The organism is Amycolatopsis sp. NPDC045836 (assembly GCF_056431745.1).
On the sequence record NZ_JBWKKF010000012.1, the window covers coordinates 196,888 to 218,358 of the forward strand.

Here is a 21,471-nt window from a genome sequence, read left to right on the forward strand (position 1 = left end):
AAGACAAGCTGCGGGACTACCTCAAGCGCGCGACGGCCGAACTCCGCCAGGCTCGCGAGCGCGTGGCCGAACTCTCCGGGCGCGCCACCGAACCGATCGCGATCGTGGCGATGAGCTGCCGCTACCCGGGGGACGTGCGGTCGCCGGAAGACCTGTGGCGGCTGGTCGCCGAGGGCACCGACGCCATCTCGGACTTCCCCGCCGACCGCGGCTGGGACGTCGAGCACCTCTACGACCCCGATCCCGAGCGCGTCGGCACCAGCTACACCCGCCAGGGCGGGTTCCTGGCCGACGCCGACCACTTCGACGCCGACTTCTTCGGCATCAGCCCGCGCGAGGCGCTGGCCATCGACCCGCAGCAGCGGCTGCTGCTGGAAACCGCGTGGGAGGCGCTGGAGCACGCCGGCCTCGACCCGGTTTCCCTGCGCGGCAGCCGGACCGGCGTGTTCGCGGGGGTGATGTACGACGACTACGCCTCACGCCTGCACCGCGCACCCGCCGGGTTCGAGGGCTACCTCGGCAACGGCAGCGCACCCAGCATCGCGTCCGGCCGGGTCGCCTACACCTTCGGGCTGGAGGGCCCGGCCGTCACCATCGACACCGCGTGCTCGTCCTCGCTGGTGGCCATCCACCTGGCGGCGCAGTCGCTGCGCCAGTCGGAGTGCACGCTCGCGCTGGCCGGCGGGGTCACCGTGATGGCCACGCCCAGCACGTTCGTCGAGTTCAGCCGCCAGCGCGGGCTGTCCCCCGACGGCCGGTGCAAGTCGTTCTCCGCCTCCGCCGACGGCACCGGGTTCGCCGAGGGCGCCGGGCTGATCCTGCTGGAGCGGCTCTCGGACGCCCAGCGCAACGGGCACCCGGTGCTGGCGGTGATCCGGGGCAGCGCGGTCAACCAGGACGGCGCCAGCAGCCAGCTCTCCGCGCCCAACGGGCCGTCGCAGGCCAGGGTCATCCAGCAGGCGCTGGCCGGTGCCGGGCTCGAACCGTCCGAAGTGGACGCGGTGGAGGCGCACAGCACCGGTACCACGCTCGGTGACCCGATCGAGGCGCAGGCGCTGATCGAAACGCTCGGCCGCGACCGGGACACCCCGCTGTGGCTGGGTTCGATCAAGTCGAACATCGGCCACACCCAGGCCGCCGCGGGGGTGGCCGGGGTGATCAAGATGGTGCTCGCGCTGCGGCACGGCACGCTGCCCCGCACCCTGCACGCCGACCAGCCGAGCCCGCACATCGACTGGGCGGCCGGTTCGGTTTCGCTGCTCGGCGAACCGGTGCCGTGGCCGCGCAACGGCACCCCGCGCCGCGCCGGGATCTCCTCGTTCGGCATCAGCGGCACCAACGCGCACCTGATCCTGGAGGAGGCACCGGAGGCCGAACCGCCCGCCGAGGTGCCCGCCGACGACCGGCCGGTGCCGTGGCTGCTCTCCGCGCACAGCGAGCGCGCCCTGCACGCCCAGGCCCAGCAACTGCGCCGCCACATCGTTTCGTCCACAGAGGACCCGGCGACGATCGGTTATTCGCTGGCCACCACCCGGTCGACGTTCGCCCACCGCGCCGTGGTGGTCGCCGACAACCGCGAGGACTTCCTGCACGGCCTCGACCGGCTTTCGCGGGGCGAATCGGCGACCGGGCTGATCACCACCCCGCACGGCGCGCAGCACCCGGTGCCCGGCGCCCGCGAGCCGGTTTTCGTCTTCCCCGGCCAGAGTTCGCAGTGGGCCAGGATGGCCGTGCCGCTGCTCGGCACCTCCACGGTGTTCCGCGAGCACATCCAGCTCTGCGCGGACGCGCTCGCCCCGCACGTGGACTGGTCGCTGCGCGAGGTGCTGGAGGGCACCCCCGGCTCACCGCCGCTGGAGCGGGTCGACGTGGTGCAGCCCGCGTTGTTCGCGGTGATGGTTTCGCTGGCCCGGCTGTGGCAGTCGATCGGTGCCAGGGCGAGCGCGGTGATCGGCCACTCGCAGGGGGAGATCGCCGCCGCGCACATCGCCGGTGCGCTCACCCTGGACGACGCCGCGTTGATCGTGGCACGGCGGAGCCAGGCCGTTTCCGCGCTCAGCGGCCGCGGTGGCATGGCCTCGGTGCCGCTGCCCGCGTCCCGCATCCGCGAGCACCCGGCGCTGGTGGACGGCAGGCTCGGCATCGCCGCGATCAACGGCCCGGAGTCCACCGTGGTCTCCGGGGCGAAGCAGGCGATCGACGAACTGCTCGCCGGTTGCGAAGCCGAAGGCGTGCGGGCGCGGCGGATCGCGGTCGACTACGCCTCGCACTCCCCGCACGTCGACACCCTGCGGGAAGCGCTGCTGGACATGCTCGCCGAAGTCAAGCCGCAGCGGGCGGAAATCCCGTTCTACTCCACCGTCACCGGGGAACCGATCGACACCACCGAACTGGACGCCGCGTACTGGTACCGGAACCTGCGGGAGACCGTGCAGCTCGACAGCGCGGTGCGGGCCCTGCGCCGCGACGGCCACCGGTCGTTCGTGGAGACCAGCCCGCACCCGGTGCTCACCATCGGCATCCAGCAGACCCTCGACGAAACGCGCGAAGAGGGCGTCAGCACGGTTTCCGGCACCCTGCGCCGCGACAACGGCGACTGGAAGCAGTTCCTCGCCGCCGCCGCGCAGGCCCACGTCAACGGGGTCGGCCTCGACTGGACCGCGGTGTTCGCGCCCGGCACGCCGAAGCGGGTGGACCTGCCGACGTATCCGTTCCAGCGCAAGCGGTACTGGCTCGACGCCCCCGCCGGGGCCACCGATCCGACCGCGGCCGGGCTCGACGCCGCCGACCACCCGCTGCTCAGCGGCGCGCTCGACCTGGCCGACGGGGAGAGCACGGTGTTCACCGGGCGCCTGTCCCCGCACGCCCAGCCGTGGCTCGCCGACCACACCGTGCTGGGCACCGCGTTGCTGCCGGGAAGTGCCTTTGTCGACATGGCCTTGTTCGTCGCCGGGCGGACCGGGTGCGGGCGGCTGGCGGAACTCCTGCTGCAGGCACCGCTGGTCCTGCCGGACCAGGGCACGCTGCGGTTGCAGGTGTCGGCGGGCCCGCTGGAGCGGGGCCACCGCTCGCTGACCGTCCACTCGCGACCCGAGGACGCCGAACCGGACGAGCCGTGGACGCTGCACGCCACCGGTTCGCTGGGGGCACCGGCCCCCGGGGTGTCCGGTGACCTGTCCGGCGCCTGGCCGCCACCGGGTGCGCTACCGGTCGCCATGGACGAGTTCTACGACCGCCTGCAGGACGAAGGCTACGGTTACGGCCCCGCCTTCCGCGGCCTGCGTGGTGTCTGGAAGCTGGGTGAGGAGATCTACGCGCACGTGGTGCTGCCGGAGGAACAGCACGCCGACGGCGAGCGGTGCGCGCTGCACCCGGCGTTGCTCGACGCGGTCCTGCACCCGCTCGCCCGCGAATCCCTCGGCGGTGACGGCATCAGCCTGCCGTTCTCCTGGACCGGCGTCAGCCTGCGCACCAGCGGCACCACCGCGCTGCGGGTGCGCCTGACCCCGCTGGGCCCCGACAGCTACCGCGTGACCCTGGCCGACAACGTGGGCGCGCCGGTCGCCTCGATCGACGCGCTCACCGCCCGCCGGGTCAATCCGGCGGTGCTCGGCTCCGGCGGCCACCGCTCGATGCTCTTCCACGTCGAATGGTCACCGCTGCGGGACCCCGAACCGGCCTCGGAAGCCGTGCCGGAACCGGTCGAGGTCAACGACGTCACGACGGCGCTGGAGCTGGTCCAGTCGGCGATCGCGGAGGACCGGCGGCTGGCGTTCGTCACGCGTGGTGCCGTGTCCACCGAGCCCGGCGAGGACGTCACCGACCTGGCCGGGGCGGCGGTGTGGGGTCTGGTGCGCTCGGCGCAGTCCGAGCACCCCGACCGGTTCACCCTGGTGGACACCGATGCCCCGCAGTCCGTGCCCGCCGCGCTGGCCACCGGGGAACCGCAGGTCGCCGTCCGCGGTGGCAAGGCGCTGGTCCCCCGGCTCACCCGCACCAGGCCCGGCACCGCCGAGGGGGAGCAGCTCACGCTCGACCCGGCGGGCACCGTGCTGATCACCGGCGGCACCGGCGTGCTCGGCGGCCACCTCGCCCGGCACCTGGTGCGCCACCACGGCGCGCGGCACCTGCTGCTCACCTCCCGCCGCGGCCTCGACGCGCCCGGGGCCACCGGGCTGGCCGCCGACCTGGCCGACCTCGGCGCCGAGGTGAGCATCGCGGCCTGCGACGCGGCGGACCGCGGCGCGCTGGAGTCGCTGCTGGGCACCGTGACCCGCCCGCTGACCGCCGTGGTGCACGCGGCCGGGGTGCTCGACGACGCCACGATCACCGCGTTGACCCCGGAGCAGCTGGAAAACGTGTGGCGCCCCAAGGTGGACGCGGCCCGCAACCTGCACGAACTGACCGGTGAGCTGAGCGCGTTCGTGTTGTTCTCCTCGATCGCCGCCACCATCGGCACCCCCGGCCAGGCGAACTACGCCGCGGCCAACGCCCACCTCGACGCGCTCGCCGAGCACCGCCGTGCACACGGGCAGCCCGCGCTCAGCCTGGCCTGGGGGTACTGGGCCGAGACCACCGGCATGACCGGTCACCTCGACCACGCCGACCACACCCGGATGGCCCGCGCCGGCATCGTGCCGCTGGGCACCGAACAGGGGTTCGCCCTGTTCGACGCGGCGCTGACCACCGGCCGCGCGGTGGTGGTCCCGGCCAAGCTGGACACCGCGGCCCTGCGGAACCAGGCCACCGCCGGCACCCTGCCGCGGTTGTTCCGGAACCTGGTCAAGGCTCCGGCCAAGCGCGCCGGTGGCGGGCTGGCCGACCTGGCGCAGCGGCTGGCCGACCTGACCGAGTCCGAGCAGCAGGCACTGCTGATCGACGTGGTCCGCGGGCACGTGGCCACCGTGCTCGGGCACACCGACCCGGACACCATCCCGACCGAGAAGGCGTTCAAGGAACTGGGTTTCGACTCGCTGACCGCGGTGGAACTGCGCAACCGCCTCACCGCGGCCACCGGCCTGCGGCTGCCCGCCACGCTGGTGTTCGACCACCCGACGCTGGCCGGGCTGGCCGGGTACATGCGGGCGGAACTGGCCCCGCGCACCGAAGAACCCGATCCAGCCGACGCCGTGCTGGACCGGCTCGGCGGCCTGGAGGAGGCGTTGATCGGGTTGTCCGACCCGCGGGTCACCGACCGGCTGCGGGAACTGCTCGCGGTCGCCGGCGGCACGGGATCCGGCCTCGGCGCGGCCGGCGCGGACGAGCTGTTCGACTTCATCGACCGCAAACTCGGCAGGAAGGTGGAAACCGCATGAGCACCGGCCCGACCGAGCAGAAGCTGCTCGACTACCTGAAGTGGGTGACCACCGATCTGGAGCGGACCCGCGGTCAGCTGCTCGAGGTGGAGGAGCGGGCCGGCGAGCCGATCGCCGTGGTGGCGATGAGCTGCCGCTACCCCGGGGGTGTGCGGTCACCGGAGGACCTGTGGGAGCTGGTCGCTTCCGGCCGGGACGCCATTTCGGCGTTCCCGGACGACCGCGGCTGGCCCGCCGACGTCTACGACGCCGACCCGGAGCGGCGGGACCGGCCGCACGCCGGCGGTTTCCTCTACGACGCCGCCGACTTCGACCCCGGCTTCTTCGGCATCTCACCCCGGGAGGCCCCGGCGATCGACCCGCAGCAGCGGTTGCTGCTGGAGCTCGCCTGGGAGGCGTTCGAGCGGGCCGGGATCGACGCGGAAGCGTTGCGCGGCAGCGGGACCGGCGTGTTCACCGGCGTGATGTACAGCGACTACGGCAGCCGGTTGCAGGGGCGGGAGCCGGCGGGTTACGAGAGCTTCCTCGGCAACGGCAGCGCGGGCAGCATCGCGTCCGGCCGGGTCGCCTACACCTTCGGCCTGGAGGGCCCGGCCGTCACCATCGACACCGCGTGCTCGTCCTCGCTGGTCGCCCTGCACCTGGCGGTGCAGTCCCTGCGCCACGGCGACTGCACGCTGGCGCTGGCCGGCGGGGTCACCGTGATGGCCACGCCGATGGTGTTCACCGAGTTCGACCGGCAGCGCGGGCTGTCCGCCGACGGCCGGTGCAGGTCGTTCTCCGCCGCCGCCGACGGCACCGGCTTCGCCGAGGGCGCGGGCTTGCTGCTGCTGGAACGGCTTTCCGACGCCCGCCGGAACGGGCACCCGGTGCTCGGCCTGGTGCGCGGCACGGCGGTCAACTCCGACGGCGCTTCGAACGGGCTGACCGCGCCCAACGGCAGCGCCCAGCAGCGGGTGATCAAGCAGGCGCTGGAGAACGCCCGGGTGTCACCGTCCGAAGTGGACGCGGTGGAGGCGCACGGCACGGGGACCACCCTCGGGGACCCGATCGAGGCGCAGGCACTGCTGGCCACCTACGGCAAGTCGCGCGGGGAACCGCTGCACCTGGGGTCGGTCAAGTCGAACCTCGGGCACACGCAGGCCGCGGCCGGGGTGGCCGGGGTGATCAAGATGCTGCTGGCCATGCGCCACGGCGAACTCCCGCGCACCCTGCACGCCGAGCAGCCGAACCCGCTGGTGGACTGGTCGGCGGGGGCGGTGTCCCTGCTCACCGAACCGGCGAAGTGGCCGCAGCACGGGCACCCGCGCCGGGCCGGGGTGTCGTCGTTCGGCATCAGCGGCACCAACGCCCACGTCATCCTGGAGCAGGCACCGCCGGTCGAACCCGCCGGTGAACCGTGTGCCGCACCCGGCCCGGTGCCGTGGGTGCTCTCGGCGAAGTCACCCGGCGCGCTCAAGGGGCAGGCCGCGCGCCTGCTGGACCACCTCACCGCGAACCCGGGCCTCGACCTCGCCGACGTCGGCCATTCGCTGACCACCACGCGCACCGATTTCGCCTGTCGCGCCGTGGTTTTCGGCGACCGGCAGGAGGAATTGGCCAGGGGGCTGGCCGGGCTGGCGCACGGCACCCCGGCGACGAACCTGGCGCAGGGGCGGGCCGCGGGCGGCCGGACGGCGTTCCTGTTCACCGGTCAGGGCAGCCAGCGTCCGGGCATGGGGCGTCAGCTGTACGAGACCTACCCGGTGTTCACCGCCGAGCTGGACCGGGTCTGCGCGCTGCTCGACGGGCTGCTGGACCGGCCGCTGCTGCCGATCGCGTTCGCCGAGCCACGCACGCCGGAAGCCGCGCTGCTGGACCGGACCGGTTACACCCAAGTCGCGTTGTTCGCCCTGGAAACCGCTCTGTACCGGCTGGTCGAGTCCTACGGTGTGGTTCCGTCCTTTGTGGCCGGTCATTCGATCGGTGAACTGACCGCCGCCCACGTTTCCGGGGTGCTGTCCCTGGAGGACGCCTGCACCCTGGTGGCGGCCCGCGGCCGGCTGATGGAGGGGGTGCGCGACGACGGCGCCATGGTCGCGATCGAGGCGCCGGAGTCGGCGGTCGCCGGGCTGCTGGACGCTTCGGTGAGCCTGGCGGCGGTGAACGGCCCGAACGCGGTGGTGCTCGCCGGTGACCCGGAGCCGGTGCTGGCCATCGCCGCGGAGTTCAAGGCGAACGGGGTCCGGACCAAGCGCCTTTCCGTCAGCCACGCCTTCCACTCCGCGCACCTGGACCCCATGCTCGGCGAATACCGGCGCGTCGCCCGTGGCCTGGCCTATTCCCCGCCGCGGATCCCGGTGATCTCCACGGTGACCGGGCAACCGGCCGACGAGCTGACCTCACCGGAGTACTGGGTGCGGCAGGTGCGGCAGCCGGTGCGCTTCCACGACGCCATGCGGACGCTGCACGCGGCGGGCGTGCGCACGTTCGTCGAGATCGGGCCGGACGCGGTGCTGACGCCCGCGGTGCAGGCGTGCGTGCCGGAGGCCGGTTCCAGCGCGATCATCCCGGCGCTGACCTCCCGCCGCCCGGAGCCGCGCACCTTCGTCAACGCGCTGGCCAGGGCGCACGTCCGGGGTGTTCCGGTGACCTGGTCCGCCGGGTTCACCGGCGCGCGGCGGGTCGACCTGCCGACCTACGCCTTCCAGCGGTCGCGGTACTGGCTGGACCCGTCGACACCGACGGCCCCGAACGACCTGCTCGGCGTGCTCGACCTCACCCCTGAGCAGCGTGCCCGGCTGGCGCTGTGGGACCAGCGGCACACCTGGGCCCACCGGACCGTCTGGCGTCCGCTGAGGATTTCCGGTGGTGCACCGGGGACCTGGGTGGTGCACGGTTCCGCGGAGGTCCGGGAACTGCTCCGTTCGCGTGGTGTCCACGTCGTCGACGAGCTGACCGAGGCGGTGACCGGTGTGCTGTCCGTCGGCGATCCCGGGGGCGACCACCCGGTGCCGGTCTGGCTCCTGACCTACGGCGGCACCGAGGTCGACGGCCCGCCTTCGCCCGAGCAAGCCCAGTTCCGGGGGTTGCCCGCGGACCACTTCGTCGACCTGCCACCGGTCCCGGACGACCGGACGTGGACGCGGCTGGCGGAACTGCTCGGCTCGGGGGTGGCGGAGCCGCGGCTGGCCATTCGCGGCGGGGAGGTGTTCGCCGAGGGGCTGGAGCGGGCGGAGCTGGCCGTGGCGGGCTGGCGCCCGGACGGCCCAGTGCTGATTCCCGGCGACGACCCCCTGAGCACCCGGGCAGCCGACTGGTTCCGAGGCCAAGGCTTGCCGGTGGTTCGCGAGCCCGGACCGGAGGTGACCACCGCCGTGGTCGTCGTCGGCCCCGCGGAGACGGTCGCCTCGATACGCGCCCGGCTACCCGAGGCGAACACCACCTTCGTGCTCACCACGCGGAAGCCTTCACCCGCTCAGTCCTATGCGGCGGCGTGGGCGCGCTCGCGACCGGCGCCTTCGGTGGCGATCGCCTGGGAGGGAATCGATCCGGCGGCGATCGGGCTGGTGTTGCGGCAGGGCGCTTCGGCCCCGGACGTCGTCGCCGAGCTGGCGGTGGTCGCGGAACCGGACAACCGGCTGCTGGCGGCGACCGGTGCCGAGCGGGAACAGCTGCTGACGGAACTGGTGCGGTTCCACGCTTCGGACGTGCTGGGGCACACCGGCCCGGAGGCGATCGGGGTGGAGGACAGCCTGCTGGAGCACGGCTTCTCGTCGTTCGCGGCGCTGGAGTTGAGCAACCGGCTGCAGCTGGCTTCGGGGGTGCAGATCCCGCCGGTCGCGATCTACGACCAGCCGACCCTGGGCGCCGTCATCGCCCACCTAGGCGACGCGCTTGCGGAGCGCTCGTAACTCGTTGAGGTAAGCGGTGGTGTCGGGGTGCCACATCGCCACCGTGGCGACGATCGCCACGGTGGCGGGGATGAGGGTGAGCAGGGGCAGGAAGGAGCCGGCCTCCCCCCGGACGGCGAGCGCCAGCACCACCCCGAGGACGCCGAGGAAATGCAGGGTCGCCAACGCCCCGAACACCGTCAACCACACGCGCGCCGCGTGGAACCCCGCGCGGAGGTTGAACGCCGCCAGCAGGATCAGGATGCCGATGCCCCCCAGCACCATCGGCACCCCCGCCCCCACCCACAACCCGAACGCCCACCGAAGACTGGCCGGCCGCTCGGGCCCCCACACCACCTCCACCCTGCGCCTTCCACCCCTGGACACGCCCACCCCCACCGCCCGCGCCTCCCCGGCACGGGCGGCTTCACCCGCCACGGGACGCCCCACCTCGCCCGCCGCCCCTAGTGACTCGCCCGCCGCAACACGCCCCACCTCACCCGCCGCAGCGTGGCCCGCCCCACCAGCCGCAGGACGACCCACCCGCCCCGCCGCCCCCGGTGACTCACCCGCCACAACGCGGCGGCGGGCCTGCCGCCGCTCCGCCCACTTGTCACCCATGCACCGACGTTAACTCCGCGATCCGGGACCCCTCCCACCCGAACCGCCCCACCACCCGATCCGGATCGGCGCGTTCGCCCGGGCGGGCCAACCGGAAGCGGAAGCACCCAGCAGCACCGACGCCCCGACCGGACCGATGCACCCAACGGAACCCCCCGCACCGGACAGGCCCCACCACCGAACCGACCACCCAACAGAACGACCACCCAACAGCCCGACCCAGCCAACAGCACCGGACCAGCCAACAGCACCGCCCCACCCAACAGCACCAGCGAGGCCAACAGCACCAGCAAACCCACAGCACCAGCGAGGCCAACAGCACCAGCAAACCCACAACACCAGCCCAACAGAACCTATGCACCCAACGGGACCACCCACACTCCCCCGCCCCACCCCGCTCCGCAGCCAAAACACGGCGGGGATGGCTTTGTCAAGGCATCTTTCCCGCCTTGACAAAGCCATCCCCGCCATCGTCACACTGAAAAAGCGGGGTGGCACCACATTCCGCCACCCCGGATCGAAGAAAATCAGCACTGGCCCAACAAAACCCGCACCCCCTAAGCTCCGCCCATGAGCAGGTTCGTCGAGCACCGCCTCACCCGCGTCCACGACGCCATTTCGAGGCACGTGGACACCGGCACCCTCCCCCTCGCGGTCACCGCGCTCAGCCGCGGCGGCGAAGTGCACATCGACGCCCACGCCACCGAACCCGGCACCATCTTCCGCATCAGCTCCATGACAAAACCCGTCTCCGCGGTCGGGGCGATGGTGCTGGTCGAGGAGTGCGTGCTCCGCCTCGACGACCCCATCGCCGACTTCCTGCCCGAGCTGGCCAACCGCCGCGTGCTCACCGACCCGGCGGGCCCGCTCGACGACACCGTGCCCGCCCACCGCGAGATCACCCTGCGTGACCTGCTCACCTTCCGCAACGGCTTCGGCATCACCTTCCCCGGTGGCCGTCCCATCGACGAAGCCGCCGCCGAACTGCGCACGCTGGGGGCGCCCAAGCCGTTGACCGAGCTCCCCATCGACCGGTGGCTGGCCAAGCTCGGCGAACTCCCGCTCGTGCACCAGCCCGGCACCCGCTGGCTGTACAACACCGGCTCCGACATCCTCGGCGCCCTGCTCACCCGCGCCTCGGGCCAGGACCTCGAAACCTTCCTCACCGAACGCGTCTTCGAACCGCTCGGCATGATCGACACCGCCTTCAGCGTGCCCGCCGAGAAGCTCGACCGCTTCACCGTGAGCTACCTGCCCAACCAGGAAACCGGCGAACTCGAGGTCTACGACGAAATCGACGGCGCCTGGAGCAAACCACCCGTGTTCCCGTCCGCAGCCGCCGGGCTGGTTTCCACCGCCGAGGACATGCTCGCCTTCGGACGCCTCTTCTTCGGCAACAAGGTCCTCTCCCGCGCCACCATCACCACGATGACCACGGACCACCTGACCCCGCAGCAGAAGGCCGGATCCGGCTTCTTCCCCGGTTACTTCGACAACCTCGGCTGGGGCTTCGGCGTCGCCATCGACACGCGGCGCGACAGCATCTACCAGACCCCCGGCCGCTTCGGCTGGGACGGCGGCCTCGGCACCTCGCTGGCCATCGACCCGGCCGAGGACCTCGTCGGCGTCCTGCTCACCCAGCGCGCCGACTTCCCGCAGTTCAGCAAGCCCTACCTGGACTTCTGGACCTCGGCCTACCAGGCGCTGGCATGAACGCCCGCGACCGGTTCCCCGCGCTCCAAGACGGCTACGCCTACCTCGACGGCGCCGCCGGCACGCAGGTCCCGACCTCGGTGATCGACGCGATCGCGGACACCTACCGCCGCGGCATCGGCAACGTCGGCGGTGCCTTCCCGGCCAGCCACCGCGCCGACGAGATCGTGGCCAACGCCCGCGCCGCGGTGGCCGACCTGGTCGGCGGTGTCCCGGACGGGGTGATCTTCGGGGCCAGCATGACCACGCTGACCTACCGGCTGGCGAACACCCTGGCGGCCGGGTGGCAGCCGGGGGACGAGGTCGTCGTCACCCGGCTGGACCACGACGCCAACGTCCGCCCCTGGGTGCAGGCCGCCGAACGGGCCGGTGCCACGGTCAGGTGGGCCGAGGTCGACCGCGCCACCGGTGAACTGCCCACCGAGCAGTTCGAGTTCGGCGACCGCACCCGGCTGGTCGCCGTCACCGCCGCCAGCAACGTGCTCGGCACCCGGCCGGACGTCGCCTCGATCACCGCCGCCGCCCACCAGGCCGGTGCGCTCACCTACGTCGACGGCGTGCACGCCACCCCCCACGGCCCCACCGACCGGACCGCGCTCGGCGCCGACTTCTACGCCACCAGCGCCTACAAGTGGTGCGGCCCGCACGTCGGCGCGGTCGTCGCCGACCCGGCCCTGCTGGCGCAGCTGCGTCCCGACAAGCTCGCCTCCTCCAGCGACGAAGTGCCCAACCGCTTCGAAACCGGGACGCTGCCGTTCGCCGATCTCGCCGGGGTGACCGCCGCCGTCGACCACCTCGCCGGGCTCACCGACGCCACCGGCACCCGCCGCGAACGCCTCATCGCCTCGATGACCGCCGCCGAAGCCCACGAGTTGCGGCTGTTCACCCGCCTGCTCGACGGCCTGCGCCAGATCCACGGGATCACCCTCCACGGCTCGCCCGAGCGCCGGACCGCGGTCGCCTACTTCACCATCGACGGCCAGACCCCGCGGGAAACCGCGGAACGCCTCGCCGCCGCCAAGGTCAACGTGTGGAACGGGCACAACTACGCCTGGGAACTCACCGGAGCGCTCGGCATCCGCGACACCGGCAGCGCGGTCCGCGCCAGCCTCGTCCACTACAACGACAACTCCGACGTGGACCGGCTCCTCGACTGTCTACTCCGGACCTAAGCGACGGTGTGCTTGAGCAGTTCGTCGCCGCGCAGGATCGCGCCCTGCAGCTCCCGCAGCGGACGGCACGGCTCCAGGCCCAGTTCGGCGTTGAGCCGCTCGCGGGCGTGCTGGTAGACCTTCAGCGCGTCGGCCTGCCGTTCCGAGCGGAACAACGCGAGCATCAGCTGGCGGTAGAACGACTCCCGCAGCGGGTGCTCCCCGGTCAGCACGTACAGCCTGCCGACCACCTCGCGGTGCCTGCTCAACTTCAGGTACGCCTCGTTGAGCATCTCCACGCACTCCAGCCTGGCTTCCTCCAGCCAGGTCACGTACCAGTACAGGATCGGCCCGTCCTGCACGTCGTTGAGCGCCCGCCCGCGCCACAGCGACAACGCCGACTCGAACTGGACGGCCGCCTCCTCGTACTGCCCGCGCTGCGCCGCCTCGCGGCCGCGGTGCACCAGGCGCTGGAAGTCGTTGACGTCCAGCGTGTCCGCACCGAGGTGCAGCAGGTACCCCTGCTGGCGGGTGACGATCGGGCTGGCCGTGCGGCCCGGCCGATCCAGGAACTTGCGCAACTGCGAGATGTAGACGTGCAACGCGGCGTTCACCCGCTGCGGCGGACGGTCCCCCCAGATCTCCGCGATGAGCTGATCGGTGGTCACCACCTGGTCCGCCCGGCCCAGCAGCACGGCCAGCAGCGTTTCCATCTTGCGAGCGGTCAACGAAGTCGTGCCGTTGTCGTCGACCACTCTGAGTCTGCCCAGGATCTCGTATCTCAACTTGCCCTCCGGTGACTCGTCTTCCCCCGACCGGGTCCTCTTCGGTGCCGGTGAACGCGACTTAACCACTGTTCGAAGGTTCACCCAAGCCCCTAACCGGCCCGCGAAATCGCCCCTACGCACCGACCGGCCCTCCCCTGCGCACACCCGCGCGCGAAGGGCAAGTCCGGGTTGAGGTGCGCTTTAGCGGCCTTCCGGACGATGAATCGGTCACCCAGCGAAACCATCCGGGGAAAGGACGGTGCCATGAGTGATAGCGGCCCCAACGTGGTGCTGCGTGGCGGACCGCCCGCGTTACCTGGCGGAAACGCGCGCTTCCACCGCGTGCCCGACGAAGACCTCCCGTTGAAGCTGGTGAACGGGAATCGCTATGAGCACTTCCGCCCGACCACCGAGACCGAACTGCACGGCGGGCGGGAACTGCGGGTCTTCGAATGGACCGGGCGGACCTACGTCGCCGAATGACGGGCGGAGGGGGCGGTGAGCCACGGCGCTCACCGCCCCCTTCCGCGTTCAGCGCCCGAATGCCAGCAGCACGAATCCCTTGTCGCTCGGGTAGAGCGGGCGGAACCCCGACATCACGTAGAGCATTCCGCCGGCCACCACCGCACCACCGGCCGCCGCCAGCCCGCCACCGCGGCCGACCAGCCCGTTCACCCCCTGGAAGTCCTGGATCGTGTCGAACTGCCAGAGCACCTTGCCGTCCCTGGCCCGGTAGGCGCGGATCTTGCCGTCGGAACTGCCTTCGTAGACCACCCCGGGGCTGCTGCTCACCGCGGGGGCGTGCGCCAGCAGGCAGCTGGCCGGCGCCAGCGCGGCCCCACCCCAGGCGCAGCCGTCGGGCGGGTTCGGCGTTTTCCACACCAGCGCCCCGGTTTCCGGGTCGAGCGCGTGCAGCGCCCCCGGATTGCCCTGGTTCGTGGCCACGTAGAGGTGTTCACCGTCGAAACTGGCGCCCCACTGGATGCCCGATTCGGCGTAGGTGGTGTCGCCGGAGGAGAGCTGCCGCTGCCAGGCGATCGCACCGGTCTCGGTGTCGAGCACGTGGTAGACCCCGCTCTTCTGCCCGACGCCGACGTAGGTGCGGCCCTTGACGGTGAACACGTTGGGCGCGGTGCCGATGTCGAAGTCGAGCGCGGTGCCGTCGGACAACCCCGGGCAGTAACCGGGTGGGGCCTTCGGATCGGCGCACAGCACCCGCCAGGTGTCGGGGTGGGTCAGCTGGTTCTTCCAGCGAACGGAACCCGTGCCCGCGTCCAGCGCGAGCACCGAGTCGGCGTCGCCCTCGGTGCCGGTGTAGTTCTGGCCGGTGCCGACGTAGAGCGTGCGCGTGACCGGGTCGATCACCGGGGAACTCCACACCCCGGCACCCGACGGCGCCCAGTGGACGGCGCCGCTGGGCCAGGTGCCGACCGCCTCGGGCGCCGGAACCGTGTAGTGGCGCCAGACCAGGGCACCGGTCGCCGCGTCGAGCGCGTCCACGTGCCCGCGGAAGGTGCAGCACGCCGAATCCACCCCGCCGGCGTTGTCGGCGCTGGCGACCCCGACGTACACCCGCCCGTCGAAGTGGAGCGGTGAACTGGTCAGCCGCGCGGTGGGGTTGTGGTCGAGCCGCTCGGCCCAGTCGAGCGCCCCGGTCTGCTGGTTCAGCGCGTACAGGTAACCACGGCCGTCACCGAAGTAGATCCGTCCATTCGCGACAGATGGGCTGTCGCGCACCACCTTCGCCGCGCCCACCGCCGGATCGACCGCGCTCAGGTCGAACGTCCACAGTGTCTTACCGGTTTTCGCGTCCAGCGCGTAGAAGAGCCCGTCCGGGCCACCGAAGTACATCCGGCCGCCGACCACGGCGGGCTGGCTGCGCAGGGTCTGCCCCGAACCACGCGGGAAGGCGTGCGCCCACTTGAGCTGCAGATCGTCCACATTGGCCGCGTTGATCCGGCGTTCGGTGGCGTTGTGCCTGCTGCCGCGGGCGTCCCTGGTCCACGTGGGCCAGTCCCCGCCGGCGATCGGGGTGCTCACCGCGGGCACGGGCGCCACCGCGAGCAGGACGCAGAGCACCGCGATCGCCCAGCCGACCGGGCGCCATCGAGCCGTTCTGGATCGGGTCATGGTCTCCCTTTCTCTCACGCGAACGCGTGCGGGTCCGCTCGACCATGCCAGCCGTTCCCCCCGGCTCCCAAGCCCCCTCTTACTCCCCTATGGACCGGCCGAGCCGGAATATTCCGGCCTAAGGCACGGTTTAGCGCGCGCTCCTAGCCTCTAGCCGCCGAAAGGAGAACCATGCACATTTCCCGCAGGAAAGCACGTCGGCGCAGAAGCCCGATCGCGCTGGTGGTGGCGTTGTTCGCCCTGGCTTCGCCGGCCGTTCCGGCGACCGCGGGCGCGGCCGGTGCCACCGGCGTGCCGCACAACTGCGTCAACCACAACAACCTGAGTGAACTGATCGTGGAGAAGTACCCGATTTTTCCCGATCCGAGCAATCCGCCGGTGGGCAGCAGGCTCCAGGTGGGCCACCAGGTCTACTTCAAGGCCGAGCTGCGCGACCAGGCGGGCAACTGGGTGGCCACTTCGAAGGGCTACTCCTACGTCCCCTACCGCGACGACGAGGAAGACGTGATCCTGCAGTACGCGCAGGAGACCATCGAACTGGCCGACGGGGTCATCCGGACCTCCGGCGTCTACAGCGTGACCCCCAACAACTACAACGAGTGGAACTACATCTCGGCGGAAGGCGTCAGCGGCCGGTACGCGGGCATGGTCGGGGCGCGCACCTTCCAGATCACCCAGCTGGGGCTGAGCCTGAACGCGGGGTTGTACCTGTGCGGCGGGCTGGAGGAGAACTGGGACTGGAACCCGAAGAAGCCGAAGGCCGAGGAAACCCTGGCGGAGAAGCAGTCCAGCGCACTGGCCGCGCTCGAGGAGGCCGGTAAGGACCCCGCCGACAGCCCGGTCCCCCCGAACGACTGCGAGGTGCACGTCGGCCTGCGCGAGGTGCTGACCGAGGAATACGGGCCCGCGCCGGGTGACGGCGGGGAATGGCCACCGGGGGCCGGTTCGTCGATGCACTACAAATCCGAGTTCCGCAAGGACGGCAGGCTCGTCGCCATTTCGAAGGGGTACTCGTACACCCCGTTCAAGGACCCGGCGAACGACATCGGGCTGAAGTTCGTGCAGCAGACGATCACCTTCCGCGACGGCACCATCCGCACCTCCGGTGTCTACAACCTGACCCTGAGCAACGTCTACGAGTGGCACGCGATGTGGGCCGACGGCGTGAGCGGCCGCTACGCCGGGATGATCGGCAGCCGGCTGTTCAAGGTCACCGGCCAGGCCGATCTCGACGGCCAGGTGTTCATGTGCAAGGACCTGGTCGAACACTGGGAGTGGGACCCGCCCACCACCTAGCAGGCCACCCGCTCTGACCCCGCGTCCACGGGGTCAGAGCGGCACCTCGACCTTGGTCCCCACCGGGAGGTCCCCGGTGACCTGCACGAAGCCGTCGCCCCATTCGCCGAGTTCGACCGGCACCTGCTTCGTGGTGCCGTCCGGCGCGACCACCACGACGGCGTTCCCGCCACCGGCCACGCCGATCACCGAGGACACCGGCACCGAAAGCGCCTGCTGCGCCACGGTCGCCACGTGGTGCACGGTCACCGGCGCCAGCGCCAGTCCGCTCACCTGCCCCGGGTCGTCGAGCGTGATGGTCACCTTGAAGACGCCCTTGTTGTCGGAGTTCGTCTCCAGCGTGGTGCCGACCGACTCGATCTTGCCCGCCGCCTTGTCACCGCTGGGCAGTTCGACCTGGACCGGTTCGCCCAGCTCGACCAGGTCCCGGTCGAGCGGGTCGAGGTCCACGCTGACCACCCGGTCGGTGCTCTGCACGGTCAGCACCGGTGCCGACGGTGAGGTCATCCCGCCTTCGTGCGCGTTGAGCTTGGCGATGTGCACGTCGCCCTCGGTGAACACCACCTCGCCCAGCGACAGCACCCCGTCGTCCGCGGCGCCGACCTTCTTCTGCAGCTGCTTGACCGCGTTCGTGGTCTTCTGGCTCCAGTCGTCGTCGGGGAAACCGGCACCCGCCTCGGCCAGGTCCAGCGCCACCAGCGCCGTCTCCAGCTGGTGCACGTCCGGGCCGTCGGACACCGCGGGGCCGAGGTCCCGCCAGGCCGGGACCACGCCGTTGAGCAGCACCACCGGCTTGTCGTTCACCCGCATCAGCACGTCGCCGCTGGTCAGGTCCGTGCCGGGGGCGGGCAGTTCGGTGATCACCCCGCTCTGCGCCGTGGAGAGGTCCCGCAGGTCCTGGTAGGCGACCACCCCGCTCAGCTTCTCCGTCCGGGTCAGGTCGCGGACCGCGACGTCGGCGGTCTGCCCCGGGTTCGCGGCCGGGACGGGCTCGTCGCCGATGCCGCGGTCCAGCACGAACCAGACCCCGGCCCCGGCGACGAGCACCGAGCCCAGCGCCACCGGCACCGCGACCTTCCTCCTCATCGACCTCACCCCTGGGGCTGCTGGCACTCCTTGAGCGCCTTCGAAGTGGCCGGGTCGGTGCGGTCCAGCTTGTCGCCGAACGGGGTGTCCGAGCCGGGCACCGGGTCCGGCACGTCGATGCCCTTGCCCCGCAGGCACTTCGCCAGCGCGAGCATCTCCTCGTCCTGCTGGGCCTGGTCACCGGAGTCCTGGTCCTGCCGGTCCTGCACCACGCCTTCGAGGAAGTGCCCGCAGGTCTTGTTCGCCGTGACGAACGCGGCCGACTCCTTGTCCACGCCCTCGTACATCGCGCCGGGGCTGCCCGGCTGCGGGTCCGCCAGCTGCACCCCGTTGTCCCGCATGCACTGGGCGTACTGCAGCAGGCTGTCCTGGGTCTTGTTCTCCGGCGCCGGTTCCCCCGCGTCGCTGCCGCCACAGGCGGTCAACGCGAACAGCAGGGCCAGCACCGGCACGCCGCCCTTGAGCAACCGCTTCGACATGGCCGTCCACCTCCATTGGGTTTGGGAAGAACTGTGCCGATCCAGCCTTGGAGCGGCCTTAACCCGCCTTGGCGGGCGCTGAACCGCTCAGGCGGGCCGCACCGCTTCCGCCGGTTCGAGCCGGGCCGCCCGGCTCGCCGGGTACAGCCCGGCCAGGCCGCCGACCAGCAACGCGGCCAGCACCCCGCCCGCCAGGCCGGTCACCGGGAGCACGACCGGCCAGCCCATCACCAGCGCGTAGACGATCGTCACGCCGGCTCCGAGCAGCACCCCGGCGAAGCCGCCGAGCCCGGCCTGGACCAGGGCTTCGACCAGGAACTGCGAGCGCACGTGCCGCCGGGTGGCGCCCAGCGCCCGCCGCACGCCGATCTCGTTGCGGCGTTCCAGCACCGAGATCACCATGACGTTGGCGATGCCCACCCCGCCGACCAGCAGCGCGACCCCGCCGAGGCCGAGCAGCAGCGTGGTGAAGGCGGTGTCGGCGGCGGCCCGCGCCTCCAGCGCGTCCGACGGCCGGGTCACCTCCACCTCCTGCGGGCTCTGCGGGTTCGCCGTCGCACCGGCCACGTCGCGGACGGCGTTGATGTCGTCCGGCTCGGCCCGCACGTACACCGTGGTCGGCGAGCCCTGGTAGCCGAACTTCTGCGTGGCGATGCCGGTGCCGATGAGCGCCGCGCTGTCCAGTTCCGGCGCCAGCGGCATCGGCTGCAGGACCCCGACCACGGCGAACCACTGCTCCCCCAGCCAGACCAGCTGCCCGCCTTCGCTGAGGTCCACCCCGTGGCGTTGCGCGGCGGTGGTGCCGAGCACCACGGTCGGGTAACCGGAGAGCCCGGCGTCCAGCCACCTGCCGGAGGCCAGCTTCCCGTTCAGCGTGGACAGCAGATCGGCTTCGGCGGCCAGCACCACCACACCGCGGGTGTCGGTGGCGGGCATCTGGTCGGTGCGGCGCACGGTGACGTCCAACTGCGCCACCGTGGCCACCGCCTGCACCTGGTCCAGGATGGACAGCCGGCCGGCGGCTTCGGCGGGCAGCTGCACCTCTTCGTCGCTGCTGAACGACTGCCCCGGCTTCACCGTCAGGTAGTTCGTGCCGAGGTCGTCCAGCACCTGCAGCAGGTTCGCCTGCGAGGAGGCGGAGATGCCGACCACCGCGACGATCGCGGCGATGCCGATGGAGATGCCCACCGCGGTCAGCATCGCCCGGCCCCGGCGGCCGAGCACGCCGAGCTTGCCCAGCGCGATCGCGTCCCGGAAGCGCAGCACGGACTTCTCCAGCCGCGGTGGCTCTTCGGTGGTGGTCATACCAGTGCCCCCTGGGTGATCTGGCCGTCGCGGATGTGCACCCGGCGGGGAGCGGCGCGGGCGATCTCGTCGTCGTGCGTGATCAGCACCAGCGTCGCGCCGTCGGCGTGCAGTTCCCCGAACAGCCGCAGGATCTCCTCGCCGTTGCGGGAATCCAGGTTGCCGGTCGGCTCGTCGGCCAGCACCAGCGCCGGATCCCCGACCAGCGCCCTGGCGATCGCCACCCGCTGGCTCTCCCCACCCGACAGCTGCGACGGGCGGTGCCCGAGCCGGTGCCCCAGCCCGACCCTGGTCAGCGCCGATTCGGCGCGGCGGCGGCGGTCACCGGCCGGGACGCCGCGGTACATCAGCGCGGTGCCGACGTTGTCCAGCGCGCTCAGGCTCTGCAGCAGGTGGAACGACTGGAACACGAAGCCGAGCGAGCGACCGCGCAGGGCGGAGAGCTTCTCGTCGTTGAGCTCGCCCACTTCGTGCCCGTCGATCCGGACCGAACCCGACGTCGGCTTGTCCAGTGCGCCCATCAGGTTCAGCAGGGTCGACTTGCCCGAGCCCGACGGCCCGACGATGGCCACCCATTCCCCGGGCATGACGGTCAGGTTGACCCCGTCGAGCGCGCGAACCGGTGGGGTGCCGGGGTATTCGCGGACCGCGTCGGTGATTTCGAGCACCGGCCTGGTCATTTCGGCACCTCCACCTTGTCGCCCGCCTGCACGCCACCGCTGACCACCACGAAGCCGTCACCCCAGGCACCCAGTTCGACCGGGGTGCGGACGCTGGGGCCGCCCTGCGGTGGCAGCACGTCCACCGCGTAACCCCCGCCGGGCACCCCGACCACCGCGGCCACCGGCACGGTCAGCGCCTGCTGCGCGACCACCGTCGTGTAGCGCACGGTCACCGGCGCGAGGGCGAAGTCCTCCCCCGCCGCGGCGTCGGCCAGTTTCACCTTGAGCTGGTGGACCTGCTTGCCTTCGGCGTTCGCTTCGAGCGCGGTGCCGACTTCCTCGATGGTGCCGTCGATCTTGTCGCCGCTGGGTGGTTCGACCTTGACCGCGGCACCGACGGTGACCAGGTCGCGGTTCACCGGATCGAGGTCGACGGTGACCAGGCGTTCGGTGCTGGAGACGGTGAGCACGGCCTGCCCCGGCACCACCGGTGCGCCGACCGTGGTGTTCCGCTTGGCGATCCGGACGTCGCCGGGGGTGAAGACGATGTCGCCGAGGGCGGCGGTGCCGTCGATCACCGCGCCGACGTCCTCCTGGTAGGCCTTCAACGCGGTGGTGGTCACCGAATTCCAGTGCGCGTCGGGATAGGTGCTCGACTTCTTGCCGTAGCCGAGGTTCACCAGCGCCTCTTCGAGCTGGGCGACGTCGGGGCCGTCGGTGGTGCCGGGGCCGAGGTCGCGGTAGGCGGGGATGGTCCCGTTGAACAGGACCACCGGCCGTTCGTCCACGCGCATCAGCACCCCGCCGGACTTCACCGCGTCACCGGCGTTCGGCAGGGTGGTGGCGATGCCGCCCTTGGCCGCGGGCAACTCGCGCTCGTCGCGGTAGGCGATGACCCCGTTCATGGTCTCGGTCCGGCTGAGGTCGCGGACGGCGACCTGGGCGGTGTTGGTGGCCTGCTGCCCGGCCCCGGCGGGCGGCGCGGGGCGGGTGGTGCTCAGCAGCACCGCGGCCACCGCCCCGGCGACCACCACCGGGACCGCGATGACGGCGATCGTGCGCTTTTTCATGGGC

General features: G+C 71.9%; 12 protein-coding genes and 2 pseudogenes. 6 read left to right on the forward strand and 8 right to left on the reverse strand.

Translation table 11 applies throughout. From position 1 onward, the window contains the following. Window positions 1-2: 2 nt before the first annotated feature. Window positions 3-5,315: pseudogene (locus tag AC07EG_RS23775) on the forward strand (SDR family NAD(P)-dependent oxidoreductase); the annotation flags it as partial. 14 nt (window positions 5,316-5,329) lie between these two features. Beyond that, window positions 5,330-9,208 (forward strand): annotated as a pseudogene (locus tag AC07EG_RS23780) (type I polyketide synthase); the annotation flags it as partial. On the opposite strand, the gene AC07EG_RS23785 reads toward AC07EG_RS23780, so the two are convergent. Further along, entirely contained in the window at window positions 9,179-9,478 is a 300-nt protein-coding gene (locus tag AC07EG_RS23785; protein ID WP_478255360.1) for a hypothetical protein, read from the reverse strand. The pseudogene AC07EG_RS23780 and the gene AC07EG_RS23785 overlap by 30 nt on opposite strands. A 900-nt stretch (window positions 9,479-10,378) precedes the next feature. Between AC07EG_RS23785 and AC07EG_RS23790 the strand changes: the two genes are divergently transcribed. Continuing rightward, window positions 10,379-11,521, forward strand: coding sequence for a serine hydrolase domain-containing protein (locus AC07EG_RS23790; RefSeq protein ID WP_478255361.1), 1,143 nt, complete (start codon window positions 10,379-10,381; stop codon window positions 11,519-11,521). Further along, complete coding sequence (locus AC07EG_RS23795; protein ID WP_478255362.1) at window positions 11,518-12,693, forward strand: cysteine desulfurase-like protein; 1,176 nt, start codon at window positions 11,518-11,520, stop codon at window positions 12,691-12,693. Before AC07EG_RS23790 ends, AC07EG_RS23795 begins: the two co-directional genes overlap by 4 nt. On the opposite strand, the gene AC07EG_RS23800 is transcribed toward AC07EG_RS23795, so the two are convergent. Continuing rightward, complete coding sequence (locus AC07EG_RS23800; protein WP_478255363.1) at window positions 12,690-13,457, reverse strand: AfsR/SARP family transcriptional regulator; 768 nt, start codon at window positions 13,455-13,457, stop codon at window positions 12,690-12,692. The two genes, AC07EG_RS23795 and AC07EG_RS23800, sit on opposite strands and share 4 nt — an antisense overlap. 246 nt (window positions 13,458-13,703) lie before the next feature. Between AC07EG_RS23800 and AC07EG_RS23805 the strand changes: the two genes are divergently transcribed. Beyond that, window positions 13,704-13,922 carry a DUF5988 family protein gene (locus AC07EG_RS23805; protein ID WP_478255364.1) on the forward strand — a complete coding sequence of 73 codons (219 nt, stop codon included), beginning with the start codon at window positions 13,704-13,706 and terminating at the stop codon, window positions 13,920-13,922. 48 nt (window positions 13,923-13,970) lie between these two features. Here the strand turns inward: AC07EG_RS23805 and AC07EG_RS23810 are convergent, their stop codons facing one another. Further along, window positions 13,971-15,569, reverse strand: a complete 1,599-nt coding sequence (locus AC07EG_RS23810) for an outer membrane protein assembly factor BamB family protein (protein ID WP_478255365.1) — start codon at window positions 15,567-15,569, stop codon at window positions 13,971-13,973. Window positions 15,570-15,740: 171 nt separating this feature from the next. Between AC07EG_RS23810 and AC07EG_RS23815 the strand changes: the two genes are divergently transcribed. Then, complete coding sequence (locus tag AC07EG_RS23815; RefSeq protein WP_478255366.1) at window positions 15,741-16,865, forward strand: allene oxide cyclase barrel-like domain-containing protein; 1,125 nt, start codon at window positions 15,741-15,743, stop codon at window positions 16,863-16,865. 33 nt (window positions 16,866-16,898) lie between these two features. Here the strand turns inward: AC07EG_RS23815 and AC07EG_RS23820 are convergent, their stop codons facing one another. The 5 genes from AC07EG_RS23820 to AC07EG_RS23840 form a co-directional block, all read right to left on the reverse strand. Beyond that, a complete protein-coding gene (locus AC07EG_RS23820; RefSeq protein ID WP_478255367.1) occupies window positions 16,899-17,951 on the reverse strand; it encodes an efflux RND transporter periplasmic adaptor subunit in 1,053 nt (350 codons plus the stop codon). A gap of 5 nt (window positions 17,952-17,956) precedes the next feature. Continuing rightward, window positions 17,957-18,430, reverse strand: a complete 474-nt coding sequence (locus tag AC07EG_RS23825; protein ID WP_478255368.1) for a hypothetical protein — start codon at window positions 18,428-18,430, stop codon at window positions 17,957-17,959. Between the two features lie 87 nt (window positions 18,431-18,517). Continuing rightward, complete coding sequence (locus AC07EG_RS23830; RefSeq protein ID WP_478255369.1) at window positions 18,518-19,735, reverse strand: ABC transporter permease; 1,218 nt, start codon at window positions 19,733-19,735, stop codon at window positions 18,518-18,520. Continuing rightward, window positions 19,732-20,415, reverse strand: coding sequence for an ABC transporter ATP-binding protein (locus tag AC07EG_RS23835; RefSeq protein ID WP_478255370.1), 684 nt, complete (start codon window positions 20,413-20,415; stop codon window positions 19,732-19,734). The genes AC07EG_RS23830 and AC07EG_RS23835 overlap by 4 nt, the downstream gene beginning before the upstream one ends. After that, a complete protein-coding gene (locus AC07EG_RS23840) occupies window positions 20,412-21,467 on the reverse strand; it encodes a peptidoglycan-binding protein (RefSeq protein ID WP_478255371.1) in 1,056 nt (351 codons plus the stop codon). Before AC07EG_RS23840 ends, AC07EG_RS23835 begins: the two co-directional genes overlap by 4 nt. Window positions 21,468-21,471 lie beyond the last annotated feature (4 nt).